The following is a 13,499-nucleotide window of genomic DNA, read 5'->3' as shown; positions in this document are numbered from 1 at the left end:
TCCCCCGCGGGGCCGGCCCCCCGGGGCCCCCCCGCGGGGGGCCCCGCCCCCCCCCCCCTGGGGGGGGGGGCCCCCCCCCCGGGCGGGGCCCCCCACCACTCGCCAAGGAGCCGGCAGACCAGGACACCCACGCCCAGGATCACATCCACGCCCACGATCCGCACTCTCACCCGGACCCGGACCACGGTCCATGTCCTGACCACTGCGCTGGTCACCGGCCACAGCTGGCAGCACGAGGTACGGCACCGCATCCTGCGGCCGCTGCGCCTGCACGACACGTCCGCGCCCGCCGCCGATCCCCGTATCCGGGGCGCGCACCTGAAGGGCTGCTCCGCCTTCGGCGAGAGCGGACCGGTGATCGACGTCACGGAGCTCAACCCGAGCGGACCCGGTGCCGCCGGCGGAATGACCGGTACGACGGACGATCCGACCCGGTTCTACCGGGCGCTGATGGAAGGCCGGCTGCTGAAGCCCGCCCAGCCGGCGGAGACGAGGACGACGGTGAGGGCGGCCCCGATGGATCCGGCCCGGCCCGGTGCCCGTTACGGCCTGGGCCTGATGGAGATACGGCTCACCTGCGGCGGCGGCTACTACAGTCATGGCGGGGACCTGTTCGGCTGCACGACCCGCAACGGTTTCAGCAGCGACGGCCGCCGGGTGGTCGTCGTGGCGGCGACGGGCGACGGTTCGTCCTCGGATCCCGGCACCCACCACGCTGCGAACACCCTGATCGACGAGCAACTGTGTGCGGCGGACCGCACGTAGCAGCGGCCATACGCAACGCCGCCGCGCGATGCCGGCGCCGGGACATTCCGAGCCCGGAGGACGTACGTCGCGACGCGGACGGTGTGGGCCGGGCGGTCGCTCCGCCGTTCGGCTGCTGCCGGCTCGCGCGACCTGCCGGACCGGGGTGTCGTGGACAGGGATGCGCACCGATGTCCAGCGCACGGGCGGCGTCGGGCGCTCGGCCGTGAAGGACAAGGCATGCACATATGCGGACTGCTGGCGGGCCGTCGGAGTCGTGCCGCGGTCATCGCCGCGATGGTGACCTGCTCGACGGCACTGGCCCGGCCGGACCTCGCCACCGCGGACGGTGGGCCGACACCTTCGGTGTCCGCTCCGAAGCTGGACTGGAGGCCCTGCGCTCAGGGGAGACACTTCGACTGCGCGACCGCGGAGGTGCCGCTGGACTACCACAACCCTCGCGGCCGCACCGTCGAACTGGCGGTCGTGAAACGGAAGGCAACCGGACCCGGACAGCGCATCGGCACCCTGTTCTTCAACCCCGGCGGGCCCGGCGGGCCGGGAACGGTCCAGATGCCACAGAACTACGAGGCCTTCCCACGCGAGGTCAGGGAGCGGTTCGACATCGTCAGCTGGGACCCCCGCGGGATCGGCAACAGCACCGCGGTGAACTGTTTCGCGAGCCCCGAGGACGCCGACGCCTGGATCTCGAGCAAACCGGCCGGCTTTCCGGTCGGCGCACAGGAGCGGAAGACCTGGATCGCCGCGTACGAGGAGCTGGCTCGCAACTGCCGGCAGCGTGACCCCGAGCTCCTGCGCCATGTGTCGACCGCCGACACCGCGCGCGACCTCGACCGGCTTCGCCAGGCGGTGGGCGATCCGCAACTCACCTACCTCGGAATCTCCTACGGCACGATCCTCGGCGCCACCTACGCCAACCTCTTCCCCGCCAAGGTCCGCGCCATGATCCTCGACAGCAACATCGACCCGCAGGCCTGGACGAACCACGCCTCCCCCGACCACCCGCGGCTCACGACGTTCCTGCGGATGGGCTCGGACCGCACCGCGGCAGCGACACTGGACCAGTTCCTCACCCTCTGCGGATCCGCCACCACCGGCCGATGCGCCTTCTCCGCCGGCAGTCCGAAAGCGACCCGGGACAAGTTCGACCATCTGATGAAGCGTCTGAGGGAGCATCCGGTGGACACGTGGACCTACGGCAGGACGGTGGGTGACGCGGTGAACAGCCTCTACACCGTCCACCCCGGATGGACGGATCTCGCCCGCCGGCTTCAGGATCTGTGGAACGGGCGCGTCCCGGGGCCGTCCGCACCCCCGCCCGCACCGCCGGTCCCGGTTCCGTACACGGGTGATGAGCAAGGGGGTGCCGTGCTCTGCGGCGACAGCCCCAATCCACGTGATCCCGACGTCTATCACGCACTGGAGGAGGCGAGCGCCACCCGTGCGGGCGACACCGGACGCTTCTGGACCTGGGCCGCGCAGCCGTGCGCCACCTGGCCGGCCGTAGCCGCCAACCGCTACACCGGCCCGTGGAACAACCCGACGGCACACCCCGTCCTGGTGGTCGGCACCGTGTACGACCCTTCCACGCCCTACGCGGGTGCGCAGGCCATGGCCGGGGAACTGGCCAGTGCCCGTCTGCTCACCAACAAGGGGTACGGGCACACCGCACTGGTCAACCCGAGCAGCTGCATCAAGGCACACGAGAGCCGTTACCTCGTCGACGGCACCCTCCCGGCGCCCGGAAGCACGTGCCAACAGGACACGCCGCCCTTCTCCGCAACCAAGCCGCAGGGCGGCGTCGCCACCGGCGGGGGAGGGACGGCCGGCATCGCCCTGAGCCGGCCGTAGTCCCGCAGCCCGGCCATGCGTGGGTCCCGGGACCGGCCACGGCCCCATCCCATGCCGTTCTGCAACCAGGACCGACACCGGGGGCCCGGACCATGATCGGATGCTGTTGGTTAATCCGGGGCCTGGCGTGACGTCGGCCTTCGAGACCCGGTTGTGGTCTTGAAGGCCGACGTTGTCGTATGGGGTGGGTGCGGATGTCAGTGCAGCCGAAGGGGTCGGGAGAGATCCCGGCGGAGACGGTGCGGGTGGCTCGGGCCGCGTTCCCGGAGGGGAGTCTGGCGATCCGGGTGCGGGACGAGCCGGGGGTGTTGTTCGCGGATGAGGAGTTCGTGGACCTGTTCCCGGTGCGGGGCAGGCCTGCCTGGTCACCGGGCCGGCTCGTGATGGTGCTGGTGTTGCCGTTCGTCGAAGGGCTCACCGACCGGCAGGCCGCGGAAGCGGTCCGGGCCAGGATCGACTTCAAGTACGCCCTCGCGTCCGCACGGCCCGAGCCGAGCAGGGAACCGATGCCTGGAAAGAGAGGTACAAGATCCGTGCCGGTGCCGAGGGCACCATCTCCCAGGCCGTGGGGCGTTGCGGCCTGCGCAGATCCCGCTACCGAGGCCTCGCGAAGACCAGCCTCCAGCACCAGCTCACCGGCGCCGCGATCAACCTCACCCGCATCGACGCCCACGTCACCGGCCAACCACGAGCCCGCACCCGCACCCGCACCCGCCACTTCGCAGTACTTCGCCCCGCCGATCAAATGATCGACGGGGCGAAAATAAGCAGGGCCCCGATTAACCAACAGCATCCATGACCGGTCCGGGGCCCCTGCGAGGTCCCGGACGGGCGGATACCGGTCCAGGGCGGGTGACCGCCTCTATCGCGCTCTGTTCACCTGCTCAGGGCCTGCCCGCGGCTGATCCGAAGAGGCCCTCGGGGTCGTATGCGGCGCGGATGCGTTCGAGGTGTTCCTCGTGCGAGCCGAAGACCGCACCCCGCAGCTCGTTCGCGTCCTCGCCGAGCCCGGCGAAGTTGACGTACGTCCCGCCGCTCGAGAACGGCTTCATCGCGTCCCACGCCGAGCGCGCCCACCCGATCGCGGTCTCGTCCAGCGCCGGATCCCGCCAGCCCGCGTCGATGCTCACGTTGTAGCGCGCGGACCGATGCGCGAACGCGCTGTCGTCGGGACCGACGCGCGCCACGGCGCCGCCCAGAGTGCGGACGACGATCAGGCTCTCCGGAGTGGGCCGTCGGGAGTACCAGTCCACCAGGGTGCTGATGGCGTCGTCGGTCAGCTCGTCCAGGAAATGCGACTTCATGAAGTAACGTTCGCCGTCGGGGAACCGCCAGGTGTTGGCGCTCTGCAGCTCGACGTAGGGCACGGTTCCGCTCAAGTCCATGAGCGGCGGGCCCAGTTCACGTTGCGGCGCCAGCGCGGCGGTGGCAGCGTCGCCCGGGGGACCCCCGTACACGGCGCCCACCATCACGCAGTTCGACCGGTGCAGCTCCTGCGGGATCGCGGGGTCCGCAGGGATGCTCCAGAGCAGGAGTTCCGGCGTGACCGTCTCGGGCGCGGTGTACGTCGCGTCCCGCCAGGCCCGCAGCACTTCCTCGGCACGCTCGTAGGGGTGGAGCACCAGCACACCGGCCACGTCGGGACCGAGCGGGTGGAGGTCGAACTCGAAGGAGGTGACGACTCCGAGGCCCCGACCTGCGCCGCGCGCCGCCCAGAACAGTTCGGGTTCTTCCTCCCGGCTCGCGGTGCGCACCTCGCCGTCCGCGGTGACGATCTCGAGCGAGCGGACGTTGTCGCAGCTCAGACCGAACGTCCGCGTCACAAAGCCGAGGCCGCCGCCGAGCGTGAGACCGGAGATCCCGGTGGCCGAGATCTCCCCGCCCGGTGTGGCCAAAGCGTGCAGCTGGGTCTCGCGGTCGAGCTCGCCCCAGGTCAGGCCCGCCTGGGCCCGCGCTGTGCGGGCAGTGGGGTCGACGTGCACGCCCTTCATGCGCGACAGATCGATCACCAGCCCGTCGTCGCACACCCCGCTGCCCGCCACCTGGTGCCCACCACCGCGGATGCTGACGACAGGACGGTGCTTGCGCGCAGCCCGTACCGCCTCGACGACGTCCGCCGTGCCGGAACACCGGGCGATGAGCGCGGGGTGCCGGTCGGTCAGGCCGTTCCACACGGCCCGGGCCTCGTCGTAACCGGGATGCCTGCGGTCGATCACCTCACCTCGGAGCGAGGAGCGCAGCTCATCCGCCATCGCCTGCTCCGCAGTGGCTGTCAATACGGACCCCTGCTTGTCCGGCATCTGCGTCACATCCCGGGGCGCGCTGGTGGCTGCCGTTCTCTGCTTTCCACGCTAGTCCGGAGCGGCCGGGCCCGCATGCCGGTCGTTCCGGACCGGCGCCGACAGCTCCGTGATGGATCAGGTGACCGAACGTTTCCATGCCTGTTCCAGCCTGCTCAACGATGCAGGCCAGTACGCCTGTTACGGACACGTTGGCGGTTGCCCGATCACCGGCGATGAGGAGCCGGCCGGCCCGAGGACCTCGGCGGCCTCACCGATCCGCGCGGCCGGCACGCCGCAGATCCGGCCGGGCCGCCCGGGCGTGCAAGAGCTCGGTGAGCAGGGTGACGTTCGTGCCGACGCGCGGAGCCGGGTGAACGGTCGCCCAGCGGGCCACCTGCGTGGGGCGCTGGGCGACACACACCAGTGGGTCGACTCCGGACGGCTTTCGGCCGGCAGATCGCGGGAACGGGAGACGAACCGTTCCCTGGCGGTCTCCCAGCCACACCTCGGCAAGTCCCCGTCCTGGCGGATCAGCGGCCTGGTCGGCCGGTCCGGTGAAGCGTTCACCTGCCATCCGAACGGGCCCTTCGGCTCCAGCCGGCCCCGGTTGACGTGGCCGTCCGCGTGACTGCGCACCGTACGCCCGTCCACGACGGTGATGTCCGTGACATCTCCTTCGGATGGTTCTGTGGCAGTTGTTCCGTCAACAGCGCACCCATCCCGTGGTTGCCGACTGGCCGGGGCGATGAACAGGCGGTCAGGGCTGCCGCGTCGACACCGAAGGCGACCTGGGGCTGCAGTTCGGCATGCTGGTCCGGCGCGGTTCCGCGGCCCGGGCCGACGGTCCCGTCCGCTTATTTTCCGTTACCGTCCTGGTCGTTGTGTCCCTGGCTGCGCTGTTGGGAGGACGGGAGAACCTCGCGGACTACCTTCGGCAGGTCGGTCTGGTCACCGGAATATTCTGCCTGGCGAGCCTTGGCATCGGGTACGGCGGTGCGAAGGCCCTTCGTCTGAACGAACCTCAGGCGATCGCCGGCGCCATGGAAGTGGGGATCCACCACACGACCGTTGCCCTCACCATCGCACTGAGCGTCCTGGACAACGCGGAGGTGGCAGTCCCCAGCGCCGTTTACTCGGTGCTCATGTACGTCCTGGCGACGGCCTTCGGTCACGCCGTTACCCGCAGCCGCTCGTCGAGCACGGCCACAACGGACCGGACGGTGAGCTGAAGGTGGTCATGACACCGAGGGCAACGAATGCGACCCGAATGAGCCGCCCGGCCCGGTAGACGAGGCCTGATCGGCTCCTCCTCGCAAAGGCCGATCCGCGACTCCACGGGGCGTTGTCCACGGCGTCGCCGACGGTGCCGGCCGAGTCCTCCATACCGGCATCGAGGAGGTGGACGATAGCTGAGGACTTCGGCCGGGGTTCGCCGTCCGAGTGTCTGTCACCGGTCGGTTCCACGTCGGCGAGGAACTCATCGCCCCCCGTTTTCCCGTCCCGGCGGCGAGGGCCCGGGGCCACCCGCACGGCGTCGTGAACGGGGTCAGCGGTCGGTCGATGTCCAGGAAGAGCAGAGGCCGTGCCCCGCTCGTTCGCTCCGAGGACCCGCGTCGATGCGGGACGGGACTGGACGAGCCGGGCGAAGTCCGGGCAGGCGGCCAGGGATGTGTGTGGCCGCCCGTGCCGACCGGCCGCCCGGTGCCCGGGCGGCGCGCGGCTACCGGAACCTGCTGCTGGACGGCGGGTTCGGGGAGGCACGGGTGGAGGTGGACACGGCGGTGTTCACCGACGGCCTGCTGCTGCCCATGCTCGGCCACCTGGCGGAGGCTGCCCGGGCGGCGGGCGCGGTGAGCGCCGCCGAGGCCGAGGCCTGGATGTCCGACCAGCGCGAACGCGGCGCGGCCGGCCGGGCATTCGTCGCGATCCCGATCTTCACGGTGACGGCCGTGCGAACCTGACCGGCGGGGGGGGGGCGTGCCACCGGGGCCGGGTGGGGCCGGGGCCTGTCGCGAACTCCGTTCAACAGGCTCAGGAGCTCGTTGAACGCCATTGCCACCGGGGTGCGCCGCGCAGTGGCGCGGCGCAGGCCGTGTACCGGCTCGAGTCCGGTGGCCTTTTGGGCGTGGAGGGGGGGGCGGGCGGTGCCGGCGGGGATCGGCTCAGGCGGCCGAACGCACCCGCTCCATAGTCTGTGGCCGGTCCCGTCATCCTGGCGGTGGTGTGGCGATGTGCTTCTCGAACCAGTGCTGGGCGTAGGGCTCGTTGTTGAAGGCGGCAACCTCCTGGAAGCCGCAGGAGTGGTACAGGCCGATGGCGGCATCGAGCGCCTCATTGGTGTCCAGGCGCAATACGCTGCGGCCGTGCTGGGAGGCTCTTGTCTCCAGTTCGGTCAGCAGCCGACGGCCGAGACCGAGCCCCCTGACGTGGGGTGCGACCCACATCCGCTTGACCTCCGCCGGTGCCCCGGGCGGCAGTTTCAGGCCGGCGCAGCCGACGGGCTCGCCGTACAGGCGGGCGATGAGGAACAGTCCTTGCGGCGGGGAAAGTTCCGTGGCGTGGGGCAGCAGGCTCCGCGCCGGGTCGAAGCCGCTCTCGAAGCGTTCCCGCAGTTCGGCGAAGTAGGACCGCAGACAGTGCTCGGCGTCGGGATGGTTCGGGGCTACGACGTCCAGTGTGACCGTCGCGGCGCTCAGCAACCGGTCGACCTCGGCCATGGCGGAGACCAGCCGGGCGCGCTGGGTGCGGTTGAGCGGTTCCAGGAGGCGGCCTGCCAGGTCGTCGCTCCGACGGTCGAGTTCGGCACGCTCGACGCGGCCCGCGTCGGTGAGCCGGACGGTGCGCACCCGTCTGTCCCGGGGGTGCGGCTTGACGCTCACCAGGCCGTCTGCCTCGAGGGAGCGCAGCAGCCGGCTGACGTACCCGGAGTCGAGCCCCAGGCGCTCGCGCAGCCGCCGTACGTCCTGGCCCTGCTCGCCGATCTCCCAGAGCAGCCGGGCCTCGCCGATGGGCCGGTCGCGGCCCAGGTAGTGGTCGTGAAGCACGCCCACGCGTTCGGTGACGGTGCGGTTGAACCGCCGCACCTGATCGATCTGCGCCGCATCCATTCTCTGATGTTAGTCAGAGAAACCTGGCCGGGGCGAGTGGTTCCCCCGCGTCACAGCGACCGGCGTCAACGGGGTGTGATGTCATCGCGCACGGCGCTCTCCCGGTTGTTGCTGCAGGTCATGCCACTGAGACCGTGCCCTTGCCCGAGGTTCACCGGCGCAGGTGCGCCAGAGGGTCCCTTCGTTCACGGAGCAGGAGCTTCGAGGGGGAAGGAGTTGTCCTGCGGCGGCCGGGTCTCCGTCCCGTACACGCGGGTGGATCGTGTGGGTGAGTGAGGTGACGTCGGTGAGGAAGGTGATCCACTCGTCGGCATGGAAAGCGGAACACCGCCTGTGCCGGCATCGTCTGCGGCAGCGGGTCCCCGTACTTCCGGCAGTAGTGCCGAGCCGCCCCGCCGATTCTCACCACCCGGATCCTCCGGCCGTACCCGCCTCACGGCCAGGGACCGGTGCACCTGCTGAGGTCCTGGTGGGGGCGGTCCGTCCGACGGGGTGTGCGGGGTCGACGTGTTGTCGTGGGAGCTTGCGCCTGCCACGATTCGGGCGGAGGGGCAGTGGCGGTGAGGGGGAGATGAAGGTGGCGGTATGCGGAGTGTAGGCGTGGAGGAGGAACTGCTGCTGGTGGACCCGGTCAGTGGTGCGCCGGTCGCCGTCTCCGGCGCGGCGCTTGCGGCGGCGGATTGCGGGGCCCCGCTTCGGCCTGCCTCCTCGGCGACCTTTCTGCGTTCCGGTGTGTGAGGGGGATGTCGGGGCATACGGGCTTCACCTGTCCGAGAGGAGCTTGTTCATGCTGGGCATAGTGGCTGCGGTGCTGTTCTTCGTCGCGTTTTTGATCAACGCGGCGGACATCGGCACCAATGATGTGTTCTCTTCGACGAATGTGATGCTGCTGGGGCTGACTGCCCTGGCTCTGCATGTGGCGGGAATCGGTGCGGGCCGGGCTTCCAGGAGCCGGCGCTGACCCCGGACCCTGCGACCGCTGCCCCGCGTGACGGGGTGCTCGGGGGTGACGCGAACACACTCCGGGCACCCCCGACCTTCGTGGTCGGCCCTGTCCGCGGCAACGGTTCCCCAAGGGACACCTGTTCAACGGCATCTTGGCGTGATCGTCGGTCGTGGGCAGCAGAGTGCGCAGCGTACTGCGGTTCTTGCCGGAGCAGGTACGGAAGTCACCTACGTGACCCGCAAGAACCGTCTGCACGACCCCGACCGGCTGGCCCTGCGGACGTACGACCCGGTCGCCGGTGAGCACGTCCTCTTCCGCGAAGAACGATGACACCTGCCTCCGTCGCCCCGCGGCCGAGGCCCCCGAGGGGGAGGCCGACGGTGCCCCCTTGTTGGACCCTGAGGAAGGAGACCGTGGTGAAGGTGGGCAAGTCCTCACGCTCGTTGAAGGCCAAGCCGGACGTCCAAGTGGTGCGCGGCGGGGCGTGGCGTTCGTGATCAACAAGAAGGACCCGCGGTTCAAGGCCCGCCAGGGCTGACGAGCCACTTCGCTACCGGACGGCCCGGCACCGCGCTCGCGGTACCGGGCCGTCCGGCGTGCCGGTGGGGGAGGGGGCGATAGGCCGGCCAGTGCTCAACCGGCGCTCGCACGGTGCTGCCGAAGAAGATCCGTACCTCCCGGAGAGGCCCGTCCCGGCCCCGATCACCGGGCTCACGGACTGTCGACGTTCCGGTCGAAGTCCTTTGCGCACTGCCGTCGGTCGGCTTCGGTGTCGGCGTGCTCGACACAGTCGGTGTAGTTCTTGAACTCGTCGCTGTTGAACACGGCCGCGCCCACCGCCAGAAGCACCGAGGAGGTGACGAGCACGAGCGCGCCGATCACCGCGCCGATCACGGCCATCGTTCCGTTGGTGGCCACGCCGCGTTTCTTGTGCCGGTGACCGAGCACTCCGAAGACCAGCGCCAGCAGGCCGAGCACGATCCCGCCGATCACGGTCCAGAACAGTACGGCGCCGACCAGTCCCAGAACGAGAGCGGTGATACCGAACCCGTTGTGGCGCTCACCCGGACCGGCGGGCCCGTCCTGCCGTCCCTCGTGGTGTCCTTGCGTCGATGTCATGGTTGTTACCTCCTTGCTTGGACAAGATCGTTCGCGGACCGGCCCCGGCTGCCTGAGGCTCGGCAGGCTTCTGCGAATCGATCTCGATCCACGGCCTGCCGCCCTGGGTTCCACTCCGGGGAAGCCTCTGGTGGAGCATTCGACCGACGATCCGCTGTGCGGTGCGCGCACCCTGCGCGCTGAGGGCCATGACGCTGCCACCGTCCTTCAGACCGACGGTTCTCCGGCCGCTCGCGGCCATTGAGGTACCCTCGGCCGAAGTCTGCACGCGCAGCGTCACCCGTGCGGTGTCCTGCTCGGCCGTTTTGTCGTAGGCGGAACGAACGGCCTTTGTACCCTGCTCCCGAGCGCTGGACGCCTCCTTCCCCGCCGGGGAATCGCTGTCGTTGCCGCAGTCGGCCGGCACTGTGCCGGCCGGAACACCGGCCACGGTCACCGTGTCCGCCCGGATGCTGCCGCCTGACCCGACCATGTGATGCGTCTCCTTCCAGGTGCGTGCGTGCCTGCCCACCGCGGTACCGGCGTGGTGTCCCGACTGCCCTTGTCTGCAACGAAAACGCTTATGGGGAATGGTGTTTGACGTCGCATCACTGTGCCTGCCGACGCGAGGACATCCGAGCGAGGCCGCGGCGGCCGCAGGAGGGGGCACCGGTCTGCGGCGCGTCACCGTCGGCCGGCGTCCGGTCGCGGTCACGGCCCGGTGAGGACGGTGTCAGTGCGCCAACGCCTTGACGACGGTCAGGTCTTCACCGGTCAGTTCCGCGATGCGGTGCGCCGGCACCCCGGCTGCCAGGGCACGGGCGAGCAGCGCGTCCCTGCCGTCCGAGTGGGAACGGTAGGTCAGTAGTTCCTCCTCCAGCCGGGCGACGTCGTGCGGCGCGGCATGCCGGCGTACGTGGCTCAATTCCTCTTCCCCGAGGGGGACGGGCAGCCGCTCGGCATCGTCGGGAAGGGCTGCCGTCTCCTCCGGCGGCACCAGTCGTAGCCCGGGGGACGTCGCGGTGACCCCCTGCGCTTGCAGCCACGCCTGGACCGCTGGGGTCTCCATGCAGGCCAGTTCCCCGACGGCCGCGGGGGGCACGCCGAGCGTTACGGCCGTGCCGTTCAGCAGGACGAGGTAGGCGTCATCGGTCATCTTCGGTTCCTCACGGGAGAAGCTCTTGTCCTGACGGCACCCCTATACCCTCCATCGGCCGTCTCACGACCGCCCCCGACCGGCCGTCGGCCGTCCATGCCCGCCGCGCGGGATTCCGGGTCTCCCGTTACCGCGCGTCACATGCCTGACTGGTGACGGGCTGACGAATCGCCGCTGACACCGGCCCTGCACCGCGCCGGTGCATCGCGCTCCTGTTGGAGGAGGCCGACTGCTCCCGCTCCTGCACACCCTGCCACCCGGCCGACGCCGGCCGGCCGGCGACGAGTGCCGAAAGGGCAGGAGGAGCGGGCAGCGCGAGCCGGGACACGAGCACGTGCGCCGCAGGCGAACCCCAGCGTCGACTGCTCGGGGGCGGCCCGGGTGAACTGCCCGGCCACGGGCAGATCGACGGACACCACCAGCTACTGCCCGGCACCGTACTCGAACACCCTCTCGCCCAGGGTCGGTCGTTTGGCACCCTGCGCGATGGCCGCGAGCACGGTGCCGGACATCGAGGGATCGGGGCATCCGACCGGTCCACCCTCGGAACGAGGGCGCCGTCGCCTGTCAGGAGAGCTGCGGCGATCTCGTCTGTGGGAGAGGCCGTCCGCGATGAGGCGGAGGACCTCCGGCTCACGGCGGTCAGCGGAGTGTCGTGCGCCGTCCTTGGCGGGCCGGATCCGGGTGGCGTATCTGCCCACCGGTCGGCGCGTCACCTGCGGGTCCGGTGACGCCGCATCGGTGGCCACCGTTTCTGTGCCGTGCAGCAGTTGGGCCGGCGGTGAGTCCTTGGGCAGGAATCCGCCCGCCCCGGCGCGCAGCGCCTCGTGGACGTACTCGCCCGGGTTGAACGTGGTCACCACGAACACCTTGACGGGGGCACCCCGTCACCGGCGAGCAGACCGGTGGCCTTGATGCCGTCGAGCACCGGCATGCGTACGTCCACCACCACGTCCGGGCGCAATTGCCCGGCGAGCCCGACCAAGGCCTGCCCGTCGCCGCAGCGCGCTTGGTGTTGGGGCCCTGCCTCGATACAAGGGACCGGCTCGATGAGTCCGTGACGCTCCCGTCACCGCCTCATTCAGGCCGTCAACTCGTCGTCGACGGAGATGTTCAGTTGGGTGGCCAGGGTGGTGAGGGCCGTTCCCAGAGGGAGCGCGACCCGGGTGACGGCGTGCCGGTCGCCCCGGGTGGGGTCCCGGTTGACGATCAGTACGGGCTTTCCGGCCTGAGCTGCGTGGCGGACGAACCGGAGCCCGGACATCACCGTCAGTGAGGAGCCCAGAACCAGCAGCGAGGCCGCCTCACGGACCAGCGTGCGGCAGTGCTCGACCCGCCGTGGCGGAACGGCTTCGCCGAAGAACACCACGTCCGGCTTGAGGATGCCGTCGCAGACCGTGCAGGGCAGCACGCGGAAGCCCTTGACCTGTTCGTCGGTGAGGTCGGCGTCACCGTCCGGGTTGATTCCGGCAGCCGTCGGCTCGAAGCCCGCATTGGCCTCCTCCAGCCGTCGGGCGAGTTCGCTGCGCAGGCTCAGGGCGCCGCAGGAAAGGCAGACGACCCGGGCCAGGCTTCCGTGGAGTTCCACGATGCCCTCGCTGCCGGCGCCCTGGTGCAGGCCGTCGACGTTCTGGGTGATCACACCCGTGAGCAGGCCGTGCCGCGCGAACGCGGCCACGGCCAGGTGCCCGGCGTTGGGGCGGGCGCGGCCGAAGGTGCGCCAGCCGAGGTGGCTGCGCGCCCAGTACCGGCGCCGGGCCTGGGCGCCGGCGGTGAAGTCCTGGTAGGTCATCGGAGTGTGCCTGCTCAGGCTCCCGCCCTCGCTCCGGTAGTCGGGGATGCCGGACTCCGTGGAGATGCCCGCTCCGCTGAGTACCAGCACACCGCCGGTGCTCAGCGCATCGGCGACCGGCTCCAGATCCGTGGTGCCCGGCAACAGGTCCTCGGCAGGGAGCCAGCTCAGAGTGGGACGCATGCGCATACCGCCAGGGTACGGAACAGGTGGCCGCCACCCGCCAGCGATGTCCTTGGCGCCGTTGCGGGCCACCTCTACCGGTCGCGATCGGCGCCGACGCGATTGCCCTGGCCTGCTGGACAACCGACGACGCGGAGCTGTTCCGGCTGCATCCGGACCGCCGCGTCAACAATCCGGCGTTCCGCGCGCGATGGCCACCGCCGCGGGCTTCACCGTGGAGGCACTGCGGCGCCGGAAACCGGAGTACGGCGGGGACGCCGCGACGCCGAACCCACGGCCGGCTCGCTACGGGCGAGAACCCCTGGGAGCTCTGACCATA

Annotated in this window: 11 protein-coding genes and 6 pseudogenes; 11 read left to right on the top strand and 6 right to left on the bottom strand. The window is 70.5% G+C overall.

Annotation, left to right across the window (positions count from 1 at the left end; translation table 11 throughout):
- The first annotated feature begins 57 nt into the window (after window positions 1-57).
- From ACFWVE_RS07795 to ACFWVE_RS07780, 4 genes and pseudogenes are all read left to right on the top strand, one after another.
- Window positions 58-765 carry a serine hydrolase domain-containing protein gene (locus ACFWVE_RS07795; protein ID WP_384009360.1) on the top strand — a complete coding sequence of 236 codons (708 nt, stop codon included), beginning with the start codon at window positions 58-60 and terminating at the stop codon, window positions 763-765.
- 219 nt (window positions 766-984) lie between these two features.
- Complete coding sequence (locus tag ACFWVE_RS07790) at window positions 985-2,616, top strand: alpha/beta hydrolase (RefSeq protein ID WP_384009274.1); 1,632 nt, start codon at window positions 985-987, stop codon at window positions 2,614-2,616.
- Between the two features lie 179 nt (window positions 2,617-2,795).
- Window positions 2,796-3,032: pseudogene (locus tag ACFWVE_RS07785) on the top strand (IS5/IS1182 family transposase); the annotation flags it as partial.
- Window positions 2,990-3,415, top strand: a pseudogene (locus tag ACFWVE_RS07780) (transposase); the annotation flags it as partial. The pseudogenes ACFWVE_RS07785 and ACFWVE_RS07780, both read left to right, overlap by 43 nt.
- An 85-nt stretch (window positions 3,416-3,500) precedes the next feature.
- Here ACFWVE_RS07780 and ACFWVE_RS07775 read toward each other — a convergent pair.
- Complete coding sequence (locus tag ACFWVE_RS07775; protein ID WP_384009272.1) at window positions 3,501-4,892, bottom strand: FAD-binding oxidoreductase; 1,392 nt, start codon at window positions 4,890-4,892, stop codon at window positions 3,501-3,503.
- A gap of 118 nt (window positions 4,893-5,010) precedes the next feature.
- Here ACFWVE_RS07775 and ACFWVE_RS07770 point away from each other — a divergent pair.
- The 3 genes and pseudogenes from ACFWVE_RS07770 to ACFWVE_RS07760 form a co-directional block, all read left to right on the top strand.
- A pseudogene (locus ACFWVE_RS07770) lies at window positions 5,011-5,139 on the top strand (flavodoxin family protein); the annotation flags it as partial.
- A 640-nt stretch (window positions 5,140-5,779) separates the two neighbouring features.
- Window positions 5,780-6,127, top strand: a complete 348-nt coding sequence (locus ACFWVE_RS07765) for a hypothetical protein (protein WP_384009270.1) — start codon at window positions 5,780-5,782, stop codon at window positions 6,125-6,127.
- A 444-nt stretch (window positions 6,128-6,571) separates the two neighbouring features.
- Window positions 6,572-6,859: a hypothetical protein gene (locus ACFWVE_RS07760; protein WP_384009268.1), complete on the top strand. Its 288-nt coding sequence runs from the start codon at window positions 6,572-6,574 to the stop codon at window positions 6,857-6,859.
- A 246-nt stretch (window positions 6,860-7,105) separates the two neighbouring features.
- Here the strand turns inward: ACFWVE_RS07760 and ACFWVE_RS07755 are convergent, their stop codons facing one another.
- Window positions 7,106-8,005 (bottom strand): GNAT family N-acetyltransferase, encoded by a 900-nt coding sequence (locus ACFWVE_RS07755; protein ID WP_384009266.1) that lies wholly within the window; start codon window positions 8,003-8,005, stop codon window positions 7,106-7,108.
- Window positions 8,006-8,605: 600 nt separating this feature from the next.
- On the opposite strand from ACFWVE_RS07755, the gene ACFWVE_RS07750 reads away from it, so the two are divergent.
- The 4 genes and pseudogenes from ACFWVE_RS07750 to ACFWVE_RS07735 all read left to right on the top strand — a co-directional run bounded on the left by ACFWVE_RS07750 (window position 8,606) and on the right by ACFWVE_RS07735 (window position 9,489).
- Window positions 8,606-8,743 (top strand): hypothetical protein, encoded by a 138-nt coding sequence (locus ACFWVE_RS07750; protein WP_384009374.1) that lies wholly within the window; start codon window positions 8,606-8,608, stop codon window positions 8,741-8,743.
- Window positions 8,744-8,792: 49 nt separating this feature from the next.
- A complete protein-coding gene (locus ACFWVE_RS07745) occupies window positions 8,793-8,966 on the top strand; it encodes a hypothetical protein (RefSeq protein WP_384009264.1) in 174 nt (57 codons plus the stop codon).
- A 195-nt stretch (window positions 8,967-9,161) separates the two neighbouring features.
- Window positions 9,162-9,281: pseudogene (gene rpmG, locus ACFWVE_RS07740) on the top strand (50S ribosomal protein L33); the annotation flags it as partial.
- Between the two features lie 86 nt (window positions 9,282-9,367).
- Window positions 9,368-9,489: pseudogene (locus ACFWVE_RS07735) on the top strand (ribosomal protein bL36).
- A 173-nt stretch (window positions 9,490-9,662) separates the two neighbouring features.
- Here the strand turns inward: ACFWVE_RS07735 and ACFWVE_RS07730 are convergent.
- The 4 genes and pseudogenes from ACFWVE_RS07730 to ACFWVE_RS07715 form a co-directional block, all read right to left on the bottom strand.
- Complete coding sequence (locus ACFWVE_RS07730; protein WP_384009262.1) at window positions 9,663-10,070, bottom strand: DUF4190 domain-containing protein; 408 nt, start codon at window positions 10,068-10,070, stop codon at window positions 9,663-9,665.
- A 712-nt stretch (window positions 10,071-10,782) separates the two neighbouring features.
- Entirely contained in the window at window positions 10,783-11,205 is a 423-nt protein-coding gene (locus ACFWVE_RS07725; protein ID WP_384009260.1) for a DUF6003 family protein, read from the bottom strand.
- A gap of 593 nt (window positions 11,206-11,798) precedes the next feature.
- Window positions 11,799-12,256 (bottom strand): annotated as a pseudogene (locus tag ACFWVE_RS07720) (response regulator transcription factor); the annotation flags it as partial.
- Window positions 12,257-12,286: 30 nt separating this feature from the next.
- A complete protein-coding gene (locus ACFWVE_RS07715; protein ID WP_384009258.1) occupies window positions 12,287-13,186 on the bottom strand; it encodes an NAD-dependent protein deacetylase in 900 nt (299 codons plus the stop codon).
- Window positions 13,187-13,499 lie beyond the last annotated feature (313 nt).

The sequence above is a fragment of the Streptomyces sp. NPDC058632 genome (assembly GCF_042717095.1).
Taxonomy (GTDB): domain Bacteria; phylum Actinomycetota; class Actinomycetes; order Streptomycetales; family Streptomycetaceae; genus Streptomyces.
Note: the sequence above shows the minus strand (reverse complement) of the source record. Positions and strands in the feature narration are given on the sequence as shown.

Coding starts and splice junctions, on each gene's coding strand:
- ACFWVE_RS07715 (WP_384009258.1), bottom strand. CDS start 13,186: ATGCGCATGCGTCCCACTCTGAGCTGGCTCCCTGCCGAGGACCTGTTG.
- ACFWVE_RS07725 (WP_384009260.1), bottom strand. CDS start 11,205: ATGACCGATGACGCCTACCTCGTCCTGCTGAACGGCACGGCCGTAACG.
- ACFWVE_RS07730 (WP_384009262.1), bottom strand. CDS start 10,070: ATGACATCGACGCAAGGACACCACGAGGGACGGCAGGACGGGCCCGCC.
- ACFWVE_RS07745 (WP_384009264.1), top strand. CDS start 8,793: ATGCTGGGCATAGTGGCTGCGGTGCTGTTCTTCGTCGCGTTTTTGATC.
- ACFWVE_RS07790 (WP_384009274.1), top strand. CDS start 985: ATGCACATATGCGGACTGCTGGCGGGCCGTCGGAGTCGTGCCGCGGTC.
- ACFWVE_RS07755 (WP_384009266.1), bottom strand. CDS start 8,005: ATGGATGCGGCGCAGATCGATCAGGTGCGGCGGTTCAACCGCACCGTC.